This is a genomic window from Cellulophaga geojensis KL-A (genome assembly GCF_000568425.1).
Lineage (GTDB): Bacteria > Bacteroidota > Bacteroidia > Flavobacteriales > Flavobacteriaceae > Cellulophaga > Cellulophaga lytica.
Map to the genome: position 1 here is coordinate 17613 of NZ_ARZX01000022.1, position 26213 is coordinate 43825.

General features: G+C 31.9%; 29 protein-coding genes. 6 read left to right on the forward strand and 23 right to left on the reverse strand.

Going from position 1 to position 26213, the window contains the following annotated elements; genetic code table 11:
• Positions 1–10: 10 nt before the first annotated feature.
• From KLA_RS14295 to KLA_RS14345, 11 genes are all read right to left on the reverse strand, one after another.
• Entirely contained in the window at positions 11–2683 is a 2673-nt protein-coding gene (locus KLA_RS14295) for a TonB-dependent receptor (protein ID WP_034646550.1), read from the reverse strand.
• A gap of 11 nt (positions 2684–2694) precedes the next feature.
• Positions 2695–3471 (reverse strand): GLPGLI family protein, encoded by a 777-nt coding sequence (locus KLA_RS14300; RefSeq protein ID WP_152536856.1) that lies wholly within the window; start codon positions 3469–3471, stop codon positions 2695–2697.
• 59 nt (positions 3472–3530) lie between these two features.
• Positions 3531–4244 carry a GLPGLI family protein gene (locus KLA_RS17665; protein ID WP_051456120.1) on the reverse strand — a complete coding sequence of 238 codons (714 nt, stop codon included), beginning with the start codon at positions 4242–4244 and terminating at the stop codon, positions 3531–3533.
• 5 nt (positions 4245–4249) lie between these two features.
• On the reverse strand, positions 4250–4933 hold the full coding sequence (locus tag KLA_RS14310; protein ID WP_051456121.1) for a GLPGLI family protein: 684 nt from the start codon (positions 4931–4933) through the stop codon (positions 4250–4252).
• A gap of 25 nt (positions 4934–4958) precedes the next feature.
• Positions 4959–5705, reverse strand: coding sequence for a GLPGLI family protein (locus tag KLA_RS17670; protein WP_051456122.1), 747 nt, complete (start codon positions 5703–5705; stop codon positions 4959–4961).
• A 38-nt stretch (positions 5706–5743) separates the two neighbouring features.
• Entirely contained in the window at positions 5744–5962 is a 219-nt protein-coding gene (locus KLA_RS14320) for a hypothetical protein (protein ID WP_034646554.1), read from the reverse strand.
• A 141-nt stretch (positions 5963–6103) separates the two neighbouring features.
• On the reverse strand, positions 6104–6832 hold the full coding sequence (locus KLA_RS17675; RefSeq protein WP_051456123.1) for a GLPGLI family protein: 729 nt from the start codon (positions 6830–6832) through the stop codon (positions 6104–6106).
• Between the two features lie 66 nt (positions 6833–6898).
• Positions 6899–7666 (reverse strand): GLPGLI family protein, encoded by a 768-nt coding sequence (locus KLA_RS17680; protein ID WP_051456124.1) that lies wholly within the window; start codon positions 7664–7666, stop codon positions 6899–6901.
• Entirely contained in the window at positions 7656–8366 is a 711-nt protein-coding gene (locus tag KLA_RS17685; RefSeq protein ID WP_051456125.1) for a GLPGLI family protein, read from the reverse strand. Before KLA_RS17685 ends, KLA_RS17680 begins: the two co-directional genes overlap by 11 nt.
• Positions 8350–9057 (reverse strand): GLPGLI family protein, encoded by a 708-nt coding sequence (locus tag KLA_RS17690; RefSeq protein WP_013621315.1) that lies wholly within the window; start codon positions 9055–9057, stop codon positions 8350–8352. Before KLA_RS17690 ends, KLA_RS17685 begins: the two co-directional genes overlap by 17 nt.
• A 102-nt stretch (positions 9058–9159) precedes the next feature.
• Entirely contained in the window at positions 9160–9885 is a 726-nt protein-coding gene (locus KLA_RS14345; RefSeq protein WP_013621316.1) for a GLPGLI family protein, read from the reverse strand.
• 236 nt (positions 9886–10121) lie between these two features.
• Between KLA_RS14345 and KLA_RS14350 the strand changes: the two genes are divergently transcribed.
• Entirely contained in the window at positions 10122–10544 is a 423-nt protein-coding gene (locus KLA_RS14350; RefSeq protein ID WP_013621317.1) for a TerB family tellurite resistance protein, read from the forward strand.
• A gap of 67 nt (positions 10545–10611) precedes the next feature.
• Here KLA_RS14350 and fbp read toward each other — a convergent pair whose 3' ends face one another.
• A complete protein-coding gene (fbp, locus tag KLA_RS14355) occupies positions 10612–11622 on the reverse strand; it encodes a class 1 fructose-bisphosphatase (protein ID WP_013621318.1) in 1011 nt (336 codons plus the stop codon).
• Positions 11623–11734: 112 nt separating this feature from the next.
• Here fbp and KLA_RS14360 point away from each other — a divergent pair, with 112 nt between their 5' ends.
• From KLA_RS14360 to KLA_RS14375, 4 genes are all read left to right on the forward strand, one after another.
• On the forward strand, positions 11735–12214 hold the full coding sequence (locus tag KLA_RS14360; RefSeq protein WP_034646556.1) for a GNAT family N-acetyltransferase: 480 nt from the start codon (positions 11735–11737) through the stop codon (positions 12212–12214).
• A gap of 37 nt (positions 12215–12251) precedes the next feature.
• On the forward strand, positions 12252–13502 hold the full coding sequence (locus tag KLA_RS14365; protein ID WP_034646566.1) for an aspartate kinase: 1251 nt from the start codon (positions 12252–12254) through the stop codon (positions 13500–13502).
• A 79-nt stretch (positions 13503–13581) separates the two neighbouring features.
• Complete coding sequence (locus KLA_RS14370) at positions 13582–15393, forward strand: GNAT family N-acyltransferase (RefSeq protein WP_034646568.1); 1812 nt, start codon at positions 13582–13584, stop codon at positions 15391–15393.
• Between the two features lie 12 nt (positions 15394–15405).
• On the forward strand, positions 15406–16410 hold the full coding sequence (locus KLA_RS14375) for a carboxypeptidase-like regulatory domain-containing protein (RefSeq protein WP_161633469.1): 1005 nt from the start codon (positions 15406–15408) through the stop codon (positions 16408–16410).
• A gap of 54 nt (positions 16411–16464) precedes the next feature.
• On the opposite strand, the gene KLA_RS14380 is transcribed toward KLA_RS14375, so the two are convergent.
• From KLA_RS14380 to KLA_RS14415, 8 genes are all read right to left on the reverse strand, one after another.
• Positions 16465–16779 (reverse strand): TM2 domain-containing protein, encoded by a 315-nt coding sequence (locus KLA_RS14380; protein ID WP_013621323.1) that lies wholly within the window; start codon positions 16777–16779, stop codon positions 16465–16467.
• Between the two features lie 59 nt (positions 16780–16838).
• Entirely contained in the window at positions 16839–17225 is a 387-nt protein-coding gene (locus KLA_RS14385; RefSeq protein WP_034646572.1) for a VOC family protein, read from the reverse strand.
• Positions 17226–17232: 7 nt separating this feature from the next.
• Positions 17233–17688 carry a DUF1801 domain-containing protein gene (locus tag KLA_RS14390; RefSeq protein WP_013621325.1) on the reverse strand — a complete coding sequence of 152 codons (456 nt, stop codon included), beginning with the start codon at positions 17686–17688 and terminating at the stop codon, positions 17233–17235.
• A 31-nt stretch (positions 17689–17719) separates the two neighbouring features.
• A complete protein-coding gene (locus tag KLA_RS14395) occupies positions 17720–18658 on the reverse strand; it encodes a 2-hydroxyacid dehydrogenase (protein ID WP_034646575.1) in 939 nt (312 codons plus the stop codon).
• Between the two features lie 2 nt (positions 18659–18660).
• A complete protein-coding gene (locus tag KLA_RS14400) occupies positions 18661–19026 on the reverse strand; it encodes a cupin domain-containing protein (protein WP_013621327.1) in 366 nt (121 codons plus the stop codon).
• A gap of 17 nt (positions 19027–19043) precedes the next feature.
• Complete coding sequence (gene ggt / locus KLA_RS14405) at positions 19044–20714, reverse strand: gamma-glutamyltransferase (protein ID WP_034646577.1); 1671 nt, start codon at positions 20712–20714, stop codon at positions 19044–19046.
• A gap of 39 nt (positions 20715–20753) precedes the next feature.
• On the reverse strand, positions 20754–21749 hold the full coding sequence (locus tag KLA_RS14410) for an MBL fold metallo-hydrolase (RefSeq protein ID WP_034646579.1): 996 nt from the start codon (positions 21747–21749) through the stop codon (positions 20754–20756).
• A 104-nt stretch (positions 21750–21853) separates the two neighbouring features.
• Positions 21854–23005 (reverse strand): histidine decarboxylase, encoded by a 1152-nt coding sequence (locus KLA_RS14415; protein ID WP_034646581.1) that lies wholly within the window; start codon positions 23003–23005, stop codon positions 21854–21856.
• Positions 23006–23166: 161 nt separating this feature from the next.
• Here KLA_RS14415 and KLA_RS14420 point away from each other — a divergent pair, with 161 nt between their 5' ends.
• A complete protein-coding gene (locus KLA_RS14420) occupies positions 23167–23619 on the forward strand; it encodes an Lrp/AsnC family transcriptional regulator (RefSeq protein WP_013621331.1) in 453 nt (150 codons plus the stop codon).
• Here the strand turns inward: KLA_RS14420 and mgtE are convergent.
• Genes mgtE through KLA_RS14435 form a run of 3 tightly spaced genes read right to left on the reverse strand, consistent with a single transcriptional unit; the run spans position 23614 to position 26188 of the window.
• Complete coding sequence (gene mgtE / locus KLA_RS14425) at positions 23614–24960, reverse strand: magnesium transporter (RefSeq protein WP_013621332.1); 1347 nt, start codon at positions 24958–24960, stop codon at positions 23614–23616. The two genes, KLA_RS14420 and mgtE, sit on opposite strands and share 6 nt — an antisense overlap.
• The gene (gene rsmA, locus KLA_RS14430; RefSeq protein WP_013621333.1) at positions 24947–25807 is read right to left on the reverse strand and encodes a 16S rRNA (adenine(1518)-N(6)/adenine(1519)-N(6))-dimethyltransferase RsmA; all 861 of its coding nucleotides are present in this window, start codon (positions 25805–25807) and stop codon (positions 24947–24949) included. Before rsmA ends, mgtE begins: the two co-directional genes overlap by 14 nt.
• A gap of 48 nt (positions 25808–25855) precedes the next feature.
• Positions 25856–26188, reverse strand: a complete 333-nt coding sequence (locus tag KLA_RS14435; RefSeq protein WP_013621334.1) for a DUF4286 family protein — start codon at positions 26186–26188, stop codon at positions 25856–25858.
• Positions 26189–26213 lie beyond the last annotated feature (25 nt).

The following is a 26213-nucleotide window of genomic DNA, read 5'->3' on the forward strand; positions in this document are numbered from 1 at the left end:
TTTTAAACAATTATAGTTTGTAGCTAATTTTAAAAAGAACAATGCGTGGTAAAATAAAGGTTTTACTATCGCTTATTAAAAATGTACTAAAAGAATTGTCTTGCTTAAACTGTGTATCAAACAGGTTAGTAGCTTTAATTTCAAAACCCCAAGGACTATCTTCTTGTTGGTAAAAAAGAGAAACCATAGCATTGTCAAAAGTATTATCTATGTTTCTGTCTTTATTCACATAATTATCAAAATTATATTCTGCTTTTAAGGTAAAATTTTCTAGAAAAACATAATCTAAATAGGTAAAAAAGTTGGTGCTTCTATACTTGTTTTTTCCTACAGATGTGTTGTAGTCACTATCGGTTTGTGTATAGCCAACCTCTAAATTTGGGCCTTTTTTAAAAACAGTCTCTAGGCTTACGGTATTTGAGAATCTCCCAGAGGTGTTTTTTTGTGTCTCTGAGTTTACAAGCTGGTAAAAATTACTGTAGTTGTATGAGCCTCTGTATTTAGCCCTTATTTTTTTTATTCTTTTATTAAAATTACCACTAAACACCCAGCTATCCTCCGGTTGTGTAAATAGTATTAAAGAATTAAATTGGTTAATGCCTTGCAACTGCGTTTCTCCTTTTAACTGCTCTGTTTTTTTATTGTATCTAACATTTAAGTTGTAAAATAAACCGCGCAATAAACTTCTTTTAGAGTAATTAAAACTTGTAGTATGAAAAAACTCATTTTCTAGGTTGGCATTGCCTCTAAAAACCGAATTAAAATTACGGAGTATAAAATTACTTGCAAGGTTGTTTACAGAAGGAAAACGAGCATTTGCTTTGTATTTAAAAGTTGCTTTTGCACCGTTTTTAAATTTAATTTCTGTGGTAAACTCTGGTGTAAGTACCGTTTTTGTATTGGTTGTTTTTGTTTGTAACTGATGTAAAGACCAGTTAAAATAATGTTGGTATACGGCAGGTTTAAATGTAAAAATACCAGTTCTAAATTTGTATTCTAAACCTACATAAGTGTCTATAAAATTATGCTGTAAATTGTTGCCAAAATCGGCAGTATTAAAATTGTTTATTTCTCCGCTACTTAAGAGCTGCACATCTTCATTTACAAAAGAGTTAAAGGTTGAGTTTACACCCAAACTAAAATACAAGTGATTGTAGTTGTTTAACACCCAATAGTCTTTTACAATGGCATTTACACTGTGTGTTTTTACTTCTTTTGTTTGCTGTATGTTATATACATCATCTGTCTGTAACGGAATTAGTCCTTGTAGTATTTCTTTATCTGTTTGCCAATTTGTGTTGGGTTTGTCTATGGTATAACTGTGCGTAGCCTCTAAAGTACCGGTGTGGTTGTCTGTTAGTTTACGACTATAGGTTACATTTTGTTTTAAGGTTAGTGCATCTATATCATTAGCTGTATGTATGCTATTTGTATTTGTTGGGCTGTTTGTATTAATGGTGTTTAAACCATTGTTGTTGGTTAGTTTTACAAACGTATTAAATGCAAAATCCTCTTTGTATGTTGGGTCATAATCTAGTGTTATTTTACCAATGGTAAAAAAGTTATTGGCATTGCCAGTGGTGGCTCTGTTTTCTGTAAAAGGATCGTTGTTGTTTTGGTAAATATTCTCGGTTTGGTTTTCTGTGTCGGTATCTGTTTTAGATGCAATAACATAACCACTAATATCTGTGGTGCTATTTATGGCTTGGCGTACGTTAAGCGCACCAAATTTTTGACTACGCTCTTTAAAATTATTGTTGTTTAAAAACTGACTAAAGTCTGACTGAAACAAACTAGACATACTGCCAGAACCAGCCAGTATTTTGCTAAAACCGCCTTCAAACTCCATATAGTCACTAAACGTAAATGCTTTTTCGCCAGTATTGTTTACATCACCAATAAAATTAATGTTGGTTTTAGGACTGTAGTAAAATACATTTGGGTGTATGGCGTACCTGTCTTTAAGGCCAGCAGCAACATCTAAATCTCCAAACAAAAAGCGTTTTTTATCTTTTTTAAGTTTAATGTTTAGTGCCATTTTATCTGTGTCTTGCAACCCCTTAAGCATAGCAATTTCACTATAGTTATCTATAACCTCTATTTGGTCTACAACATTGGCGGGTATGTTGTTTACAGCCATTTTGGTGTTTCCTGTAAAAAAGGGTTTGTTGTCTACCAAAACATTGGTAATTTTTTTACCGTTAGAGGTTACATTACCTTCCCTGTCTACGTCTAAACCAGGTAGTTTTTTTAAGGTTTCTCGTAGTTTGCGTTCTTTGCCATTGGTAAAGGCATCTGTATCATAAACTGTAGTGTCTTCTTTAACCTCTATAGGTATTTTATAGGTGACCTCTACACCGTCTAAAGTGTTTACATCTTCTTGTAAAATAAAGTTTTTAGTGGTTTTTTCTGTTGCTGTAGTGGTAACCACTAATTTTTTATAGCCTATGTAGCTAATGTTAATTTGGTAGGTGTAACCTTTTTGCAAACGTAAAATGTAAGCACCTTTTTCATTGGTAATGGCAAAAGCCGTTTCTGCATCATCACTATCTGGAAAAGCTAAAATATTAGCATTAGGTAAAGGGCTTTGCACGCTGTCTTGTACAAAGCCTTTGTATGTAATTTCTTGGCTGTAAACAATAAATGAAATAATGTAGAAAGTAAAAAATAGTTTTTTAGTCATACTTAATTTAACTATTTTTTTCTTCTTTGCTTACTAGCCTCAGCTAATTCTTCCCACTTTTTATTAGCTTGTTCTTGGGTTATTATTTTATTTAAATTGGGAACTGTAATGTTTAAACCTTTTTTGGGGTTTAAATTTATTTCTGTGGCTGTAATAGAAATCTTATTTTTATTAATCTCTAATACTAAACCAGGTAAACCAGTATATAATTTTGGGCCAAAACTTACAGGTATTTCTGTGGTAAACCAGGCCTCTACTTTTTCTGTATAATAGTGTCCTTGTCTGCTAAATAAAGTTTCAGTTGCCAATGCTTGGTTACAAATATATTTGCCTATTTTTTTTGTTTTATTAGTTATTTTCCAATCAAGAGGAGTTCTTTTAACAATACCAACATATGTGCTGATTTCATAAGTGCTATTATTAGCTGAGTTTCTGTAATATGGTATGGCACTTACAGCCCCAACTGTTGTATTGTATTTATCCAGCTCATCTAAACTTTCTTGCAAATAATAATAAGACTCGTTATTTCTAAAATGTAAAAATAGATCTACTTCTTTTGCATTTTTATACATATCTACTATGAAATCTTTGTGAGTAGAGGGGATTTTTTTAGTAGATGTTACGTTTATAATGCTATCCGCATATGTTTTATTTATCGTTCCACTATATTTAACTATACCACTCAAACTTTGAGAATATATAGATTTTGAGAAAAGAAATATAATCAGAATAATTTTTGTGATTTTTTCCATATTTTTTATTTGATTTAAAGATTTTAATATATTCAAGCAAATCAAACATAAGAAGTGCTTTTGAACATATTATCTATTTTATTGCTTCTTTAAATTTATTTTATTGCTTCTTTAAATTTATTTAATTGCTCTGTATTTAGTTTAGAATACTCTTCTTCAGAGATCTGTTTTCCCTGTCCTATAGGCTCTATAGAAACTTGCTTTAAAAATTTTATTTTAGTTGCTTTGTATAAGGTAGCGTTTAGATTTAATTCTAAAATAACCCCAGGTAAGCCACCATAGCCGTTTGGACCGTATGGAATTTTGATAGAAGGGGCAAACCAAGCTGTTGTAATTAAATTTTTACCTTTGATGATTCTTTTAGAAGTAGCTTTTATGCAATTATAGCCTATTATTTTTTTACTTTCTTTTGTTATTATCCAATTTGATGGAGCTATTTTACCATTTACAACATAAGCTTTACCATTTTGAGACACTTTTTTTTGAACACTATCTTTTTTATAATAGAGAGGGTTACTACAGGCTAACATTTTGGCTAAATTAAAATAAGTTTTATTTATGTTATCTGGGCGCATATTATTTATATTCTTAAAAACAGCTGTCTGATTCTTAAACATAAGTTGCAACTTTATTTCTTCAGCGGCATTATTTACATTTTTCATAAATAATAAAGGTTTACTGATTCCTTTTTTTTCCATTATGTTAACTATAGAATCTATAGAAAAATCATATTCTATTATCCCACATTTTGATTGAGAAAATGAATTATATAGAGACAACGTTAAAATTAAAATGGCTATTTTTTTCATAGTTTTTAATTCCTAAGAGGTGGATTTAAATTATCATATTCTTTTTTCGATATCTTTTTTCCTTTTATGGGCTTTTTAATTTCATTTTTTTTCTTAGATAATAAATTTATTTCTGTAGCAGAAATTAATATTTTATCATCCTGTAGCTCTAGTATTGTTCCTGGTAAGCCAAAATAACCTCTAGGGCCAAAACTTCCTTTAATTTGAGGAGTATACCACGCGGTTACCTTTTTTATAAAATTTCCTTTGCTGTTTACTACTGTGTATTCTGTTACAGCCTTGTAGCAGGTATATTTCCCTATTTTTTTATTTTCTTTTTTCAATACCCAATTTGGCTTTTCTAATGAAACTAGATATAAGTCTCCGTATGCTAAAGCTTGAAGAAGAAACTCTTTGGTATTTACATTTGTGTAATATTTTTTTGAGGCTCCAAAAAATATACTGGCTATTTTACTGTTTATACCATCATCCAATAACTCATCTAACTCGTAGAAAGACTCTTTAGTGCTAAAAGTTAGTTGAAAATCTAATGTCGTGTTTAATAGTGCGTTATTAACATCGTTTAATGTATTGTCTTTACTGTTGTCCCCAAGTGCTTTATTGGTAGAAACCGTGTATTTAATGGTGCTATTTTGAGAATAAATAACAACTGAAATAAAAAATATAATTAGTAATACTATTTTTTGCATAGTTATATAATGTCTAATTTTTCTATTAGTTGTTTTGCTTACTAGCCTCTGCTAATTCTTCCCATTTTTTATTAGCTTGTTCTTGGGTAATTATTTTATTTAAATTGGGCACTGTAATGCTAATCTCTTTTCTGGGATTTAAGTTTATTTCTGTGGCCGTCATTGTAAATTTATCTGTCTTAACTTTTAAGACTAAACCAGGTAAACCAGTATATAATTTAGGACCAATGCTTACAGGTATTTCTGTGGTAAACCAAGCTTCTACTTTTTCTGTATAATAATGTCCTTGTCTGCTAAATAAAGTTTCAGTTGCCAATGCTTGGTTACAAACATATTTGCCAATTTTTTTTGTTTTATTAGTTATTTTCCATTGTAGAGGTTTTCTGTTTATTGTTCCTACGTATTGGTTTATTTCTATAATATTATTTGCTTTTATATTTCTATAAAAGGGCATTTTACCTATTAAGCTCGATGTTGGGTTGTGTCCAGTTTCTAATTCTAGAGCATCATTGTAATAAAAATACGATTGATTATTTTTAAAATGTAAATAGTAATCTACATCAACAGCACTTCCATATTCATTTTTAGCAAATTCTTTATGAGCATGAGGAATATTTTTATTATTGTAAATTGTTTTTAATATGCTATCTATATAAGTCTTGTTGAGTGATCCTTCATATTTAACTGTGCCCTCTAATTTTTGAGCCCAACAAAAATTACTAACAATTAGTAATAATATTAGTGTTGTTATTTTTATTCTATTTTGTTTCATAATTTTTTTTATTAAGTGGGAGAATTTCCCCCCACTTATTAATTAAACTTGCATCCATTACGTCTCATACATTCATCAAAAGCACTAAAGCTATTAGGGTAAGTATTGTCACATGCTGCAAAAAAACTAGAACAATCTGGAGCTTGACGTATTACCTTTTGAGTATTTTTAGGAGATAAATTTACTTGAGCATCAGACGAGAACTGAGCTCCTACAACTATTATTGGCGCAAGTATAAATTTTGAAATATTTTTCATAATATTTTAACAAGAATGTTATTTGTAAATGTTAACCATTTTAAGGACTATTTTCTTTGCTTACTAGCTTGTTCCTAATTTTAGGTAGAGCAAATAAATAATAGTAATATAATTTTATATAAATGTTTGTCCATCATTATATTATCTCTTTTCTCTCTTTAACTTATTATAGTACTCATCACCAGCTTTTTTATACTCATCCATAGACATTGCTTCAACATTTTGAGGCCACTTTATATCTACTGGTTTTTTAGGATTTAGTTTTATCTCCTTGGCTTTGTAAGTAGCCATTAAGCCATTTAATTCTAATATAAGGCCTGGTAGTTGACCTACGTAATTATTTGGACCATAAGCAAAAGGTATTTCCGGTGTATACCATGCTACTATAGTAACATCTCCTATAGGTACGGTTTTTACTTGTGTTGCTTTATAGCATAAAAATGCCCCTATTTTTTTGGTTTCTTTAGTTAGTTTCCATTCTTTATTTTCTATTGGAGCATCAATATTTGTGCCTGCATCTGTTTTTATTATTTGTTTTTTTTGAGAAAGTGAAGTGTAATATTCTCCTTTGTAATAAGACATTATTAGAGCTATATCTTTAAAAAAATTTGTTTTGCCAATATTTAAATTGTCTAATGAATTGTACAAGGAGTATTTTGTATTAAAAGATAATTTGAATTCTAGTTCTTTTGATGCTTTATATATATTTGAGTAATATTCATATTTTTTAGGCTCCATAGAGGATTTTTCTTTATCAATAGCAGCTTGTTGTTTATTCATGTCTATTTTGTAGACAATAACCCCTTCTTCTATTTGAGAATAAACGGCAACAGTAATAAAAAATATAAGTAGTAATACTATTTTTTGCATAGTTATATAATGTCTAAGTTTTCTATTAGTTGTTTTGCTTACTAGCCTCTGCTAATTCTTCCCATTTTATCTGAATACATCATTAAAATGTTCTTTTATATTTTTTTCGGCTTCAATTTGATTTAAGCTATCCTCATCTTCGGTAATTAATTTGCCAGATTTGTTTTTTTTAATTTTAAATGGTTTTACAAAAGATACCTTAGTGGCAGTTAATCTCATTTTACCATTTTCAACTTCTAAAATTAAACCAGATAAGCCATAATATGCTGCTGGTCCAAAATAGGGAGGTAGTTGATTTGTAAACCAAGCGTTTACCCTAAATTTATGAATCCCTATACTATTGTTTACAGTGTCAATTGTTGTTGCTTTATAACATAAGTATTTTCCTATGTATTTGCTTTTGTTATGTATTTTCCATTTTTTAGGTTTTAGTAGAACTCTAAAATTAGCGTCTAGCAAAGTTTTGTTGAGTATGGTTATTGAGTCTTGTTTGTTTATGTAAAAGTCTCCATTTGTTCCCCCAATACTTATTGCCGCTTTTTTTAATGTGTTATTTTTAGAATCATTATCTAAACTCTCTACCACTTTAAAAACAGAATTATTGTTTGATGTTTTTAAGCTGTATCTTATATCCTTTACAGCATCTGCTAATGGTGTGTTAAATGCAGATAAGTTTACTTGATAAGGATTGTTTTTTGCAGTATCAACTTTTAAACTAACCTCTTTTTTATAAATAACCTCCAGAAATTTAGCGTTTTGCGCATAGCTATTATTTGAAATAAAACCTAAACTAGCACTAATTATAAGAGCAATTTTTACAACACTATTTTTCATCAAAAAAACCTTTAAACCTGTTATTAAATTCCTCTTGTGTTAGATTAAGTCCGTCTACTGGCTTTTCTATTATTTTATTTTTATTTGATAGCTCTATTTTAGATGCTTTAAAAAAGAATTTACCTTCATACAACTCCAATATTATGCCTGGTAGACCATTATAATCTTTTGGGCCGTATGCTAAAGGAATATCTAAAGTATACCACGCCGTTACTTTGGTTTCTTTATTGTTATTATCTAAAAGAGTTGCCCTGTAGCAATTGTACTTCCCTATTTTTTTTGAAGTATTTAAAAGCTTCCATTTTTTAGCGTTTTGTGTAATTAAAAATGTATCTCCCCCTATTGTTAGTTGTTTAAGTAAAGCGTTATCTTCTGTGTTGTAGTAGAATATACCTGTTCCGCCTGCACCAGTAGCAACTAAGTTTAGTTTTTGTTTGCTTTCATCATACAAGCTTTCATTTTTTTGATAGGTAGATGATTTGCTATTAAAATTTAAAGCGTAACTAACCTCTTTTGAGTTTTTTAATATTGCTCTTGTATTAGGGTTATTTGTTTTAGAAATGCTTTTAATTAATTCTGGAGCTAAATTAATTGTATACGTAATGCTGCCAGATGTTGTTTTTTGCGCTACTACACTTGTTAAGCACAACACTAGAAACATAAGGTTTACAACCATACTATTTTTACCTTTTACGCTCATCTTTAAGATCTTGATAGAGTTTATCACCAGCCTTTTTATACTCGCTAACAGTCATGTTGTTTTTTTCTTTAGGCCACTTTATAACAATTTCTTTTTTAGGGTTTAGTTTTATCTCCTTGGCTTTGTAAGTTGTCATAGAAGTTTTTACCTCCAATATAAGGCCAGGTATTTTTCCTACAAAATTGTTGGGGCCATAAGCAAATGGTATTTCCGGTGTGTACCAAGCTATTAAACTTCTCTTGGAGCCAGTTTTCGCTAACGTTGCTTTATAGCATAAAAAATCTCCTATTTTTTTAGTCTCTTTAGTTAGTTTCCAATTTTCATTTTCTATTGGAGCGTCAATATGTATACCTGCATCTGTTTTTATTATTTGTTTTTTTTGTGGTAAGGATGTGTAATAAGTTCCATTGTTTCCAGAAATAATAATTGCTAACTCTTCTAAATCACCATCTTTTATGGCTAATCTGTTGTCAACATTAAACTTTGCATATGCTGCGTTAAACTGAAGTTTGTAGTTTACGTTTTCAGCAGCTTTACTTACCAACATCATTGTTTCTTTTACTCCTTCCTTGCCTTTGTAACTACTATCGTCTTGCTTATTTACCGTAATGCCATAGGTTATGGTACCGCTATGTATTTGAGCTAAAGAAATAAGAGGTAGTAGTAAAATTATATAGAGTAAATGTTTCATATATAGTCTGTTGTTTATTGATGATGACCTTGCTAATATAAAACTATATTTTTAGTTTAAAAATATTTTGTATTCTTTTTCTTTATTTTTTTGTTTACATTATTAATGTTTTTGCTTTGCTTTAGAGGCTAATGTTTTTACAATGTCTTCAAACTCTTCATTAGAATTTATATAAGTTCCTTCGGTAGGTTTTGTAAGTAGTTTATTTTTTTTACTCTGCAGTTGTACACTTGTACAGTATATTGTTTGTTTAGGGTTTAGTTTTAGTTCTAAAATAAGCCCTGGTAAGCCATTGTACTCGTCTGGGCCAAAATAGTAGGGTATATCTTTACTAAACCAGGCTTCTACAGTATAGTCTTTTGTTGTTTTTTTATTTGTTTTGGTAAGTGTGGCTTTATGGCAAGTATAACCAAGTATGGTTTTGGTTGTGTCTGTAATTTTCCAAGGTTGTGGCTGGTAAATATTTACTATATAATTTTTGTTATCAAAAGAGGTAGATTTTAATTTTTCGTTTGTAGCTATATTACTGTAATAGGTGCCCTTACTTAAAATGTCTATCATACCCTTAGTAAACTTGTCTAGGTTTGTGTATAGTTTTTCTTCTCTGTAAAAAACAGACTCTTTATTATTAAATGCCAAATTAAACGCTATAAGCTCTTGGGCTGTTTTTATAGACTCTGTTATTTGGTTGCCCATTGTAGAAGTTTTTTTTGTTGTGTCTACTACATCTATTTGCGGGTGTTTTAGTTTATAGGTGGCTTTTCCTTTTTGCGTTTGAGCGCTAATAATGCTTAAACTAAAAAAGATGAGTACTATAAAATGCTTCATTACTTACGGGTTTGTTTTGTTATAAATGTAAGTAAAATCTTATTTTAAAACAGGGTTGTTGCTTTTTACCGCGTTAGTGATAGTAGTGAATAACCCGCAGCTTTTTTGCGAGGATTAGTAACGTATAGCACGGCGTTAAAAACAGCTGTTTTAACGAACGCCCAAAATAATTTTAAAATTTTGAAGTTCTATTATTGCAAAAAATTATATTTGCAATCTAAATTAAATAATAAATTATGTCTTTTAAAGATTTATACGGTAATAGTCAACATAGAAAAAATGTTGCACACTTTGCATCTATTGCTTCTTTAGCAAGTGTAGATGGTGAGGTTAACGATGCAGAAAAAGTTGTTTTAGACCGTTTTGCACGTAAATTAGATATTACTGAAACTGAGTACAAAGAGGTAATGAAAAACCCAGGGGCTTACCCAATAGATCCGCCAACAAGTTTAGACAGACGTTTAGAGCGTATGTACGATTTGTTTAAAATTATTTTTGCAGATCATGATATTGATGATGATGAAAGAGTACTTATTAAAAAATATGCTATTGGTTTAGGATATTCTAATGAGTCTGCAGATAAAGTTATTACTAGATCTATTGTTATTTTTGGTGGTAAATTAGATTTTGAAGATTATGCTATGCTTGTTAGAAAATAAGCAAATAGTATTTTTAAAGTATAAAAAAAACGAGGCTTTTGCCTCGTTTTTTATTTTTAATATGGTTTTATTTGTTTGCTTTTGCAATAAATTCTTCTGCTTTTTCTACCATTTTAGTACTTCCACAAAAGAAAGGTACACGTTGGTGTAATTCTGTTGGTTTTAAAGCCATAATACGGCCTTTACCATCACTTGCTTTACCATTAGCTTGTTCTGCTAAAAATGCCATTGGGTTACACTCATACAACAAGCGTAGTTTGCCTTCATGAGCCTTGCTGCTTTTTGGGTACATATAAATGCCACCTTTTATCATATTTCTATGAAAATCTGATACTAATGAGCCAATATACCTAGACGTGTATGGTCTGTCTCCTTCTTCTTGCTGGCAGTATTTTATATAATCTTTTACACCTTGCGGAAAGTGTATGTAATTCCCCTCGTTTACAGAGTATATTTTACCTGTTTCTGGAAATTGCATATTTGGGTGCGATAAGTAAAATGTACCAATTGCTGGGTTTAATGTAAAACCATTTACGCCGTCACCTGTTGTATATACTAACATTGTAGATGTACCATAAACAATGTAACCTGCTGCTACTTGGTTGTCTCCTGGTTGTAAAAAATCTTCAATTGTAACCGGTGTACCAACTGGTGTTACCCTGCGGTATATAGAAAAAATAGTACCTACAGATACGTTTACGTCTATGTTAGATGAGCCATCTAATGGGTCTATTAGTACAATATATTTGTTTTGGTGTTGCTCATCTTGACTATTAATGCTAATAAAATCATCTTCTTCTTCAGATGCTATACCACAAACAATTTCTCTGTTTTTTAACGTCTGTATAAACTTTTCATTTGCTAAAACATCTAGTTTTTGTTGGTCTTCACCTTGTATGTTGGTGTCGCCAGCGGCTCCTAAAATGTCTATTAATCCTGCTTTGTTTACCTCGTGGTTTACCACTTTTGCGGCTAAACGTATGGCGTTAATCAGTTTAGAAAGTTCTCCAGAAGAATATTGAAATGAGGATTGGTTTTCAATAATGAATTCTCCTAAAGTCTTGTTTTTTTTGTCCATTAATAGCTGTGTTTTATTTAAGTACAAATATCGATAATTTTGTGATACTACAACGTTTTCGTTATTTAAAGTCGCTTAAACGTGTTACTTTGCAGTTTATTAGAGAATAATTATGGAGTTTATTACAAGAGATGCAACTAAGGAAGATATGCCGCAAGTGCTTAATTTAATTAAGGAATTGGCGCTTTTTGAAAAAGAACCAGAAGCGGTAGAGGTTACTGTAGATGATTTAATTTTAGATGGTTTTGGTGATCATAAATTGTTTCACTGCTTTGTTGCAGAAGCAAATAATACAGTTGTTGGTTTGGCTTTGGTTTACAACAGATACTCTACCTGGAAAGGTCCTGTTTTGCATTTAGAGGATTTAATTGTTACCCAAAAAATGCGAGGTTCTGGTTTAGGAACTTTGTTGTTAAATGAGGTTATTAAGTATGGCCATAGTCAGGGTGTTAAACGTATATGTTGGGAAGTTTTAGATTGGAACGAGCCTGCCATTAAGTTTTACCAAAGCAAAGGTGCAGACGTAAAAAGAGATTGGGACGTTGTGCATTTAGATGAAAAAGGAATTGAAAATTATATAGCAAACCTGTAGGTAATAGGTTAGCTAATACAAAATATAACATAATAGAATGAAGATTTTTAAGTTTGGTGGCGCTTCTGTAAAAGATGCTACGGGAGTAAAAAATGTTGTAAACGTATTGCAACAAGTAGGGCATACAAATACTTTAGTTGTGGTTTCTGCAATGGGCAAGACTACAAATGCAATGGAAGATATTGTAAATGCATATTTTAAAGATAAAGCGGCTTTGTCAGCAGCAATACAAGAGGTTATAGATTTTCACGGAGAAATATTAGACAATCTTTTTGATAATAAGCAACATGAAGTTTATGGTAAAGTAAAAGTATTGTTTGATGAGGTACAAGGCTTTTTAGCGTGGAACAAATCACCAAAACGTAGCTTTGTTTATGACCAAGTTGTAGGGTACGGAGAGTTGCTTTCTACTACCATATTAAGTGCTTATTTAAACCAAGTTAACATACAAAGCAATTGGTTAGATGTTAGAGAGTTTATAAAAACGAGCGACAATTACAGAGATGCTATTGTAGATTGGGATAAAACACAAGAAAAAATTACTGCAGGTATAGATAAAAGCAAACTTAACATTACACAAGGTTTTTTAGGTAGTGATGATAATAACTTTACCACTACTTTAGGTAGAGAAGGGTCTGATTATTCTGCTGCTATTTTAGCGTATTGCTTAAATGCTACAGAGGTTACTATTTGGAAAGATGTGCCAGGTGTTTTAAATGCAGATCCAAGGTATTTTGAAGAAACACAGCTGTTAAACAAAATATCATACAGAGAAGCAATAGAACTTGCTTTTTACGGAGCGTCTGTAATTCACCCAAAAACATTACAGCCTTTACAGCGTAAAGAAATTCCGCTGCGTGTAAAATCTTTTTTAAATCCATTAGATGCAGGAACTACTGTTGGTAAAGGTGAAGGAATAGAGCCAAAAGTGCCTTGTTTTATTATTAAAAGAGATTTGGTTTTAATGAAACTTTCTTCTTTAGATTTTTCTTTTATTGTGGAAGATAGTATTAGTGAGTTATTTAAATTGTTGCATGACCATAAAATGAAGGTAGATTTAATACAAAATTCTGCTATTAGTTTTTCTGTTTGTGTAGATAATAAGTTTGATCAGTTACCAGATTTATTAAACAAGCTAAAAGGAAAGTTTAAGGTAAACCATCAAGAGGGAGTATCGTTATATACTATTCGTCATTTTAATGCAAAAGCAATAGATAGTATACAAAACGGTAAAGAAATATTGCTAGAGCAAAGAGCTAAAGAAACGGTGCAATTAGTGGTAAAGTAATATGTTGTTGGTATTAAAATAAGCAACATTGTTTTACATTAAAACTAATAAGTTATATTTGTTTATCACAATATAATGTATGGGATTAGTTACAGCAAAAGAAGTTGCGCAAGCCATTAAAGTAGATAAGTTTGGCTTTATTGGCACTTTTATAGGTTGGTTGCTAATGAAGGTGACTAAAATTTCTAGTATCAATACCTTTTATGACAATCATAAGCACCTAACAGAGACTGCTTTTTTAGATGCTATTTTAGAGCATTATCAAATTAAATTTGAGATTCCTGAGGAAGATTTTAGAAGACTTCCAAAAGACGGAGCATATATAACCATATCTAACCACCCGCTGGGTGGTATAGATGGTGTTTTGTTGTTAAAACTACTATTACAACACAGGGAAGACTTTAAAATAATGGCTAATTTTCTGTTAAACAGAATAGAGCCAATGTCGCCTTACATATTACCTGTAAATCCTTTTGAGAGTAGAAAGGAAGTAAAAAGTAGTTTAGCCGGATTTAAAAATGCGATGCTGCATATTAGAGAAGGGCATCCGCTAGGTATTTTTCCGGCAGGTGAGGTTTCTACCTACAGAGACGGAAAATTAATTGTAGATAAACCTTGGGAGGAAACAGCTTTAAAATTAATTAGAAAAGCAGAGGTGCCTGTTGTACCTATCTATTTTCACGCAAAAAATAGCAGGTTGTTTTACAGGTTGTCTAAAATTAGTGATGTTTTTAGAACCGCTAAATTACCGTCTGAAGTAACTACACAAAAAAACAGGGTTATTAAGGTTAGAATTGGTCAGCCTATATCTGTAAAAACTCAAAATGAGCAAAAGAGCTTGGTAGATTTTACAGATCTATTACGTAGAAAAACATATATGTTATCTAATGCCTTTGAAAAAGAAAGGTTAATAGATAAAGTACCTACAACACTTAAAATACCTAAGGCACCTAAAAAAATAGCCACACCTATTAGTAGAGAACTTATAGAACAAGAGATAGAAGAGCTTCGTAAAAAAGACTGTAGGCTATTGCAAAGCAAATCTTATGAAGTGTTTTTGGCTACAGCAGATGATATGCCATTTATTTTACAGGAAATTGGTAGGCAAAGAGAAGTTACTTTTAGAGCAATAGGAGAGGGGACAAACAAGGCTATAGATTTAGATGAGTTTGACAATTACTACCATCATTTATTTCTTTGGGATGACAATGGTAAAGCTATAGTTGGTGCTTACCGTATGGGACTTGGTGGAGAAATATTTAAAAAATACGGTATAGATGGCTTTTATGTGCAAGATCTTTTTAGACTAGAACCAGAACTGTATGGTATGATGAAACAAACCATAGAAATGGGTAGGGCATACATTGTTAAAGAATACCAGCAAAAACCTATGCCTTTATTTTTATTATGGAAAGGAATTGTGCATACAACACTTAGGCACCCAGAGTACAAATACTTAATTGGTGGTGTAAGTATAAGTAATCAGTTTTCTAATTTCTCTAAATCTTTAATGATAGAGTTTATGAAGTCTAACTACTGGGATCCTTACGTGGCGCAATACATTAGACCTAAAAAAGAGTTTAAAGTAAAATTAAAAGACGCAGATAAAGAATTTATTTTTGATGAAACTGAAGCCGATTTAAATAAGTTTGATAGACTTATTGATGAGGTAGAACCAGGAAATTTAAGATTACCAGTTTTAATTAAAAAATACATTAAACAAAATGCAAAAGTGGTAGCTTTTAATGTAGATCCGCTTTTTAACAACTCTGTAGATGGTTTAATGTATATAAAAATTGCAGATATACCAGAGAGTACAGTAAAGCCTGTTATGGAAGAATTTCAGGCAGAATTAGAGCAGAAACTACACAATAACGAACAGGCAGAATAATATTAAATGCAAATGAAAACAACACTCTTTTTTTTATTTGCATTTGTTTTTTTAAAAGTCACCGCACAGCAAACACTTACGGGTTATGTTTTAGATGCAAATACTAAAGAACCCCTAGTTGGTACCTCTGTATTTTATGATGGTACCACAATTGGTGTAGTTACCAATACAAAAGGATATTTTAGTATTTCTACAGAAAAAAATAGCACAGCGCCACTTGTTATAAGTTACTTTGGTTATAAAAATAAAATTATAAGTGCAGTAGGTAAAAAAGATCTTGGCACTATTTATTTACAAGAAGAAGTAGAGCAATTAAATGAAGTTGTTTTAGAACCCGATACTTGGAGTAGGGAAAAGAAGTTACGCATCTTTAGAAATCAATTTTTAGGAACTACTTTACCTGCGCAAAAATGTAAAATTTTAAATGAAGATGACATACGCTTGTATTACAGTAAAAAAGAAGATGTTCTTTACGCTTATGCAAATAAACCTATTATAGTAGTAAATAAGTTTTTAGGGTATAAGTTATCGTATTATTTGCAAGATTTTGAGGTTCGATATAAAACTAATGTTAATGGCTTTAGACTTAAAGGGTCTGTATTTTACGCAGGTACAGCATTATTTACAGAGATAAACAAAAAGGTAAAACGTAAGTACGTTAAAAATAGAGAAATTACCTATTTGGGATCTACATTGCATTTTATGAGGGCTTTGTCTGCAAAGAGACTTACAGAAGAAAATTTTAGAATTTTTAAAGAAAGCTTAGAGGTAAACCCTTATGACTATTACAAAGTAGAAAAAATAGAAGATGGTAGCGCTAAAGTAGTTCAGTCTTTAGAGCGATTAAATATACTGTATAATAGGTGGAGCAATTCTTTTGTTGTTGTAACTCAAAACCCTTTTTATATAGATGCTTACGGCAACCACTCTCCTGTAGATGTGGTGTTGTTTGGTGGTGATATGGGCTTGCTTAGAATAGCAAATACATTGCCCTTAAACTATGAGTCTGTAAAATAAAAAAGGCCATCTAAAAAATAGATAGCCTTAGTGTATTGTAGTTTTTTTAATTCTTTAGAACCAAGGCTTTCTACCTACTTGGTAAGTGTTGTAAAAATCTTCATCAGATTTTAATAAGTATATAATACCCTCAATAAATCCTATAATTCCTGCTGCACCACAAGTTACCACACTTGCTATTATTTGAATAATACCTTCTTTTTGGTAGCCTAATATAAATTTATGAATTCCTAAATAACCGAATAGAATACCTAAAATACCTGCAAGCATTTTCTTATTTTCGTTATTAGCCATATTGTTTAGACCTTCTGAGAATTCATTAGCAGTTTCTTTTGCTTCTGTGTTAAAATCTTTGTTTTCTTCTGACATAATTTTTGTGTGTTGGTTTAATTTAATTGTGGGTTAAATGTAGTAATTTTTTTTAATTATTACTTAAAAGCTTCGTCTATTGGCTCCCATAATTCTAATTTATTTCCGTCAGGGTCCAGTATCCATCCAAATTTACCGTAGCTATATTCTTCAATTTCACCAACAATTGTAACGCCTTCTGCTTTTAGTACTTCTAATAACTCTACTAAGTTTTCTACCCTAAAATTCATCATAAAAGAAGATTTGCTTGGTTCAAAATACGTAGTGTCATTTTTCATAGGGCTCCATTGTGTACTACAGTCTTTTCCTTCTTTATCTTTCCACCAAAAAGTGCAACCATAGCGGTCTGTATCCAGACCTAATCTTTCTTTGTACCATTGCTTTATTTTATCTGGGTCTTCTGTTTTAAAAAAGAAACCTCCTAAACCTGTAACTCTATTCTTCATATTGGTTTTATTTTTTAGTGTTTTTCTCGTATAAATCTATCCATTGTTGTACTGTCATTTTTGTAGCCAGTTCGCCAATTAACTCGTATGGGATATCATCTAACTTTTTAAACCTGATACAACTCTTGCCCATATCTAACTTGCGTTTGCAATGCTTAGGATATTCTGTAGTAAACCAATTTAACAAGTCTGGATCTGCATAAATACCAGAATGGTACAATGCTATAAAGTTTTTTTGCGATGCCACATTCATAAAGGGGAGCGGCAATTTAGGATCACAATGGTAGCCATCTGCATACAAAGTATGTGGTACAACATAGCCTAACATACCATAACTCATAGTTTCTGTAAAACCAGTAGGAATATTGTTTAAAATTGTTTCTCTAATTTTAGATACAGCTTCTTTGCGCTCTTCTGGTAACTCATTTATATATTGGTCTGGTGTTGTTGCTTTAGATTGCATAATCTGCTGTTCTTTTGGTTCACTTTTAAATTTACAAAAATTTAGCTTTAACCTTGTCTACAATTGTTTGCGCAAGTTTAATTTTGCTTTCTACCGTCCAGCCAGCTACGTGCGGACTAAGTAATACGTTATCAGATTTTATTAAATATTCAAAATCTTCTGGTAGCTCGTTATCTGTAAACATATGTTCAAAAGAAGCTTTCTCATACTCTAAAACATCTAGTCCTGCGCCTAATATTTTACCCTCTTTTAATGCAGTTACTAAATCTGCCGTTACAAGACACTTGCCACGTGCAGTATTAAATAACCAAAACGGTTTTTTAAAACCATTTATAAAATTCGCTGTTATCATATTTTTTGTAAGCTGTGTTTGTGGTACATGCAAACTTAAAATATCTGCTTTTTGTTGCAATTCTTCTAAGTCTACTTGTGTTGCATTTTCGTTTCCAACACCATCTTTAATGTCATAGCAGATAACATCTACATCAAAACCACGTAATTTTTTTGCAAATGCATTGCCCATATTACCATAGCCTATTATACCCACAGTTTTGCCATCTAATTCAATTCCTCGGTTGCCTTCTCTGTCCCATTTTCCATTACGGACTTCTTTGTCTGCTTTGTTTAGTTTGTTAAACAAAGATAAAATCATCCCCAATGTATGTTCGCCAACAGCATTACGGTTGCCTTCTGGTGCAGAGGCTAAAAAAATGCCTTTTTGGGTAGCGTAATCTGTATCAATATTTTCTAGACCAGCACCTAATCTTCCTATAAATTTTAAATTGGTTGCCTTGTCTAAAAATGTTTTGTCTAACGGAAATCTACTGCGTATAATTAAGCCCTCATAGTTATGAATTATAGCTTCTACTTCTTCTTTAGTTGCGGTATAATCTACATCGTTTGTAAAACCAAAACCTTTAAATTGTTCTATTATTAAAGGATGATTTTTATCTAAATGCAATACTTTCATTATTATATTTTTGGATATTCAGTTTGTGTTTTTTTGTCAATAACATTGCCTGTATGTGAGGTAGATAGTTTTTCAAACAACAATACCTCTACAACTTCATCGTTTTCTGTTCTAGGGCAATGTTCTACGCCTTTTGGTACCACAATTATTTCACCCTCTTTTACAATTTCTGTACGGTCTCTAAATTGCATATAAAGTGTGCCTTTTAATACCTGAAAAAGTTCATCTTCATTCTCGTGTGCGTGCCAAACAAAGTCGCCCTTTAATTTGGCTAAAAGTACCTGCATATTGTCTACAACAGCAATTTGGTGCGGATGCCACTGTTTGTTAAACTTACTTTGTTTTTCTTGTAGGTTAATAGTTTTCAAAATAAAATGTATTAAAATTAATAACCAACAGCACCACCATCTGGACTAGATGAGTCTGATGCTCCTACATAGACTTTATTATCAGAATCAACTGTAATGCCCATTAAACGACCAAGTTGGCCACGTGGTTCCATAGTGTGTCCCATTGCTTCTAAAGCTTTTACGGTATCTGGTGATAGCAGGCCTCTTTCATATAAAATACGATCTGGCAACCATTGGTGGTGAATTTTCATAGTTTCAATAGCCATATGTATAGGCATATCAAACTCAATAACATTTAATACTGTCTGAAAAACTGTGTTTATAATAGTTCTTCCGCCTGGACTGCCAATTACCAATACAGCCTTACCATCTTTAGCTACAATTGTAGGCGTCATACTAGAAAGCATTCTTTTTTCTGGTTTAATAATGTTTGCAGCAGAGCCAATTAGGCCTTTGCTGTTTGTATAGCCTGGTTGCGGATTAAAATCGCCCATTTCATTATTAAAAATAAAACCAAGTTTAGGAGAACCTAATCTAGAGCCATAAGAGTGTTCTAAGGTATATGTTAAAGATACAGCATTGCCATCTTTATCTAAAACAGATAAATGTGTGGTGTTGGTACCATCATAAATTTGTCCGTACTTGGTAGAGTCACTTACAGATGCTTTTTGCCAATCTATATTGTTGTACCTATTTTTAGCAAATTCTTTAGAGGTAAGTTTTTCTAAAGGCATATTTAAATTAAAATCAGGATCACCTAAATGTTCTGCTCTATCTGCAAAGGCTCTACGCATAGCTTCTGCAACCAAATGTACGTAAGGAGTTGAGTTAAAAGGTGCTTTGTTAAAATCTGCTAACTCCATAATATTCATCATTTCTAATAGTGCAACACCACCAGAACTTGGTGGTGGCATTACAAAAATATCATGACCTTTGTAAGTGCCTTTTAAAGGGGCTCTTTCTACAGCTTCATATTTTGCCAAATCCTTGAGTGTAATTAATCCATCGTTCTTTTTCATAAAACGAGCAATTTCTTTGGCAACTTTCCCTTTGTAAAAACCATCTTTACCGTTGTCTCTAATTTCTTTTAGCGTAGCGGCAAGTACTGGTTGCTTCCAAATTTCATCCATTTGTGTTATTTCACCTTTTTCATTGGTGAAATAGTTAGCCATAAATTCAGATTCTTTTTTATAGTGTAAAGCATGTTTGTATAATGTGTAAGATAGCGGTACACCATTTTCTGCCAAGTCTACAGCGGGCTGCACTAATGAAGCCCACGGCAATTTTCCATACTTTTTATGAGCCATATATAAACCTGCAACTGTGCCAGGTACACCTACAGATTGTAACCCGTTGTGGTTAGAACCAGCAATTAAGTTACCATCTTTATCTAAAAACATATCTGTTGTAGCTTTTAAAGGTGCTTTTTCTCTAAAATCTATAGTTGTGGCGTTGCCATCAGACTTCATAAAAACCAAAAAGCCACCACCGCCAATATTACCTGCTTGTGGGTGCGTAACTGCTAGTGCAAAAGCAGTTGCTATAGAGGCATCTATTGCATTACCGCCTTTTTTTAGTATTTCTGTGCCAACTTTAGATGCCGCACTATTGTCTGATACTACCATACCATTTTTAGCATAGGTTTGTGCGTTGGTAATTGTAGTGAAAAGTGCACAAGCTATAAGATAAAACAGTTTAATTTTCATAGGTGTAATTTTAGAGTAAATATAGTATTAATAGGTATTTTATAAATTGTAAACAGTGTTAATCTGCGCAATGTTAAAGCCGTTTTTTATTACTTGTTTTGCCTTTGTGCTTTTTATGTTTAGAGCCGGATTTGTATGATTAAAATGTATAAAATTAATTTTGCTTTTTTCTGTAGCCGGTAGCTCTTTAAATAATTCCATACTTTCTATAATAAACGGATGTGGAATTTCTGATATGTCTCTGTTGTTTATTTCTTCAGCATCAAAAAAAGTAGCATCTATAAAGGCATAATCTACCTTGGCAATCTCAGTAGTAATATCTTGGCCCCACTTATTCCATTTGTCTATGTCAGGAATAAATAATGCTCTTTTATTTGGCCCAATTATAGTATAGCCTACGGTTTCCGAAAACTCATCTCTGTGTGGCACTGTAAACGGAACCACCTTTAAATTAGAGGTAAGTTTTAGTGTTTGGTTGTTTTCTGTTGCTTTAATAGCTATGTTTTTATTTGCAACAAGCTGACTCCAAGGACCGTTTTCCTCTAAAAAAGTTTTCATTTTTGGCATAGTATAAACAGGTGTGTTACTAGCATTCATAGCTTCTTTCCCAAGAAACATTAAACCTGCGTAATGACCAATATGTGCGTGTGTTAAAAAAATACCAGTAGGAATTTCTTGTGCATTAAAATTAGCACTGTTTTTTAAGGCCTTTACTTGTGTTGCAATATCTGGTGTGGCTTCAAACAAAAATGTGGCTTTGTTTTGGTTGTCTACAACACCCAATGAAACTACTTTTCTGTTTGGATCTGGGTTTGTAAATAAGTTTTTGCAACAGTCTTTTTTACAGCCTATTTGTGGTGACCCTGCATCTTGTACCGTTCCTAAAATAATTAAAGCTGTATTGTTAATCTTTGTAGGCGAGCTACTTGCTGTATTATGGTTTGTGTTATCTGTTGCGGTAGCAGGTTTGTTTTTAGGTTTACACGCACTAAATAAAAGTAATAAGACACAAATATGTAAAAGGTTTTTTGTCATATGTAGTTGCTTTGTAGTTCTATAAAGATAACTATTTGACATTAAAAAAAGCCAATGGAAATTGTATCCATTGACTTTTTGGGTTCTAAACTAGTAGTGTTAATCTAAAAATCTAGCTCAAATTCTTCTTCTTCAATAGTACTGGCTTGTGACATATCATAAATAAACTCGTCTATTTGTGCTTTTGTAACATTGGGCATACATATAACGTGGGCAACATTACCCTCTGTGGCTAATTGCCATTTTTGTTTTACTTCTAGTGCTGTTTTAGGTAAAACAACAGTAATAGCGTTTGGATTTCGCCAAGCATTTACACCAATTTCTTTTAACCTATTTTCACAATAAACAGCTGTTTCTAAACTTTTTTGGTAACGTGCTCTTAAGCCATCTACACCTAATTTTTTAAGTGCATACCATAAAAATAACGGACTATGACCATTTCTAGATCCTGTAATTGTAGTGTCTAAAGAGCCAATATAAGAGATGCCTTTTGCTATACGATCTCTGTTACTGCGCTTTGTTATTATAACACCAGATGGTATTGGCGAGCCTATAAATTTATGTCCACTTATAGATATACTATCTGCACCGTCTTTAAAGTCAAACGGTATACGTGGCTCCATAAATGCACCGTATGTGCCAGATAATGCAGCATCACAATGTATGTAATGGTCTTGTATAGCTAAGTTTTTTAAAATGCCTTTTATTTTAGAAACATCGTCTTTAGCTTCCTTCATTGTAGTGCCAAAAGTGGTAAGTACAATTGCTGGTTTATGACGATTCATTCTTACCGTATTTTCAAAATCTTCATAATCTATTTCTCCGTTTTTTTGAGAACGAATAATGATGCTAGGAATATTTAATAAATGAATATTTTTACGCACACTATAATGTGTAGATTCTGAGTAATACACCATTCCTTTTGGATATAATTCTCTTGCTAAATACAAACCATATAAGTTACTTTCAGAGCCACCATTGGTTATATAGCCCCAATAATCTGTTGGTTGTGCTCTAAATAGTTTAGCAAAAAATGCAACAACTTCCTTTTCCATTTCGTGGGTTTGTACCTTATACGTGCCATCTTCAAACGGATCTCCTAAGTTGTTTATTGGATATTGTAAAAAACTACTAAGCTCAGCGTAATTAAAATCTTTAGATACAGGGTAACCTAAAAATGAATCTCTGGCTTGTTCTATATTTTCTTTTAATTTATGAAGACGTTCTGTGTCTTTTTCTGATATGTTTTTATACATAGTAGTAGCGTAGGTTTTAATGCTGTAAAATTAGTATTTTCAGGCAAAGTGTCTTTAATTTGTTGTTAGTTTGATAAATTATACTGCATATGTGGTTATTTTCAATAGTATTATTCTAATTTTGATTAAATTTTATCGGCTTAACAAAAAAATATACTGGTATGGATGCTGTAGACAAAAAAATACTAATGTTATTGCAACAAAATGCAAAACAGAACACTAAAGAAATTGCAGATAAAATAGGACTAACAGTATCTCCTACCTTTGAGCGTATAAAAAAGTTAGAGCAGCAAAATTATATTAAGGGTTATGTTGCCCTGCTTAATGAAGAAAAAATAAATAAAGCCATAAAAGTGTATTGCCATATTACACTAGCAACACACTCTAGAGAGTTAATAGATAATTTTAAAAATAATGTGGCCCATTTGCCAGAAATTATGAGCTGCCAACACTTGTCTGGTAATTATGATTTTTTACTAAAAGTTGCTGTTAGTGATATGACGCAGTACCAACAATTTGTATTAGATAAATTATCTGTAATTAAGGGTATATCTAACGTGCAAAGTTCTTTTGTGTTAGAAGAAATTAAGAATGATACAGCTTATGTTTTATAAGAACATTTTAGCTATTGAAAAATAGATTATAATACCAAAAATATCGTTACTGGTTGTAATAAATGGTCCTGTAGCAATGGCAGGGTCTATACCTCTTTTGTGTAAAAAAATAGGTACAAACGTACCAATAATACCAGCAACAATAATAACTGCTATTAATGATATAGATATGGCAAATGCCATTTTAACATCGCCCTCCATAAGCCAAGCAAAACAAAAAAGTATAATGGCTAGTATAGTGCCATTAAGTGCAGATAAAAGTATTTCTTTTATAAGCCTATTTACCATACTGCCTTTTAAATCATCGTTGGCAATACCTTGCACAACAATTGCACTAGATTGCACACCAACATTACCAGCCATAGCGGCAATTAAGGGTGTAAATAATAGTAGCGAAATATGGCCATTTATAACACCTTCAAAAGTACCCATAATAGTGGCAGAACCTACACCTCCAAAAAGGCCTAAAATTAACCAAGGTAAACGTGCTTTTGTTAAGTCTAATATGCTATCATCTGCTTCTACATCTTGAGATATACCTGCAGCCATCTGATAATCTTTATCTGCTTCTTCTTTAATTACGTCTACAATATCATCAATAGTAATTCTTCCAACTAGCCTGCCAATTTCATCAACAACAGGTATAGCTTCAAGGTCATACCTAGACATTATTTTTGCAATTTCCTCTGGTTTTTCGTTTACAGAAACAGAGTCTACTTTTGGGATATACACATCTTTAATGTGTGTTTTTGTAGATGTGGTAAGTAAATCTTTTAATGATAACCTTCCTTTGAGTTTTTCTTCATCATCTACTACATAAATAGAATGTACTCTAGTCACATTTTCTGCTTGTGCACGCATTTCTTTTACACAAGTAAGCACGTTCCAGTTTACATTTACTTTTACAAGCTCTTTTGCCATTAATCCACCTGCAGAATACTCATCATATCGTAAAAGATCTACAATGTCTTTTGCATGTTCCCTGTCTTCTAGTTCAGATATTACCTCTTGTACAATGTTTTGTGGTAACTCTGCAACAATATCTGCGGCATCATCTGTATCTAGTTCATTAAGCTCATCTGCAATTTCCTTGGTAGATAAGTTTCCTAAAATAGATTCTCTTACATCTTCATCTAGCTCCGTTAAAATATCAGAGGTTTTATCACTCTCTAATAATTTAATTATATAAGTAGCCTCATCAGTATTAAGCTCATTAACTATTTCGGCAATATCTGCATAGTGTATTTCCTCTAAAAGAAGCTGAATATCTGCGTCTTTTTGATTGGAAATTAATGTTTCTATATGCTGTAAAAATTCGTCTGTTAATTTAAACGGTGTCATTGGCTATCTTTTTTGTAAGTGCTACAAAATCCTCAACGGCTAATTGTTCTGGACGTTTGCCAAAGATAGGGTCTTCTTTTAAATTATCAGAAAGTTCAAAGGTTTTTAAGCTGTTTCTAATGGTTTTTCTACGCTGATTAAAAACTGCTTTTACAACACGGTATAGTAATTTTTCATCTACACCAATGTCTAAATTTTCTTTACGTGTTAGTCTTAGTACGCCAGAATCTACCTTTGGTGGCGGATTAAAAACAGTTGGCGGTACTGTAAATAAATATTCTGCGTGGTAGTAAGCTTGAGTTAATACAGATAAAATACCATATGCTTTGCTGCCCTCTTTAGAGCAAATGCGCTCTGCAACTTCTTTTTGGAACATTCCTGTAAACTCTGGTATTTGCTGTTTATGCTCTAATGTTTTAAATACAATTTGTGTAGATATGTTATACGGGAAGTTGCCACTTATTGCAAATTGTTCGTCGCCAAAAATGGTAGTTAAATCTTGTTTTAAAAAATCTGCCTCCACAACTTTAAATGTACCTTTTCGGTTAAGTAGTTCTGGGTGTTCTAGTAAAAAATTCTGATTTAAATATGCTATAGATTCAGTATCTAAATCCATAGCTATTAAATTTAAATCATGTTTTAAAATGTACTTGGTAAGTACACCAGTACCCGGACCAATTTCTATAACATTAGTATACCCATTATGAGTTAGTGTTTCTGCAATTTGTTGGGCAATAGCTTCATCTGTCAAAAAATGCTGGCCAAGGTGTTTTTTAGCCTTAACTGGACTATCATTTTTACGTTGGGCCTTGTTTTTCTTGAAAAATTCTTTCTTTTTTTTAGACATAATTATGTAGCTAATTGTTTAAAACTTTGTTTTTTGCAAAAGGTAGTTTTATTTTTTTGCAGGAGTTAATACTGCTTCTCCAATAACTTCTAACTCTGTTCTAAAAGCTACAAACTTGCCAGCAAAAAGCTTGTTTGCTTCCTGGCGTAGTTTATCTGCATCATCTTTATAATAAACGTCTAAAGTTTCTTTGTTTGGTGTGCTGTATTGTACAGAGTATGTTACACCTCCCATTTCTTCTTCTATAATAACCTTACACATTTTTGCGCCAGTAAATTTACCAGTTGCTAACATATCTGGTATGTGTGTTTCTTTCATCCAAGACAACCACTTATCGTGCACTTCTTCCTCTACATTAATGGTTACGTTGTATATATACATAGTCTTTTTTTTAGTGTAATGTTTA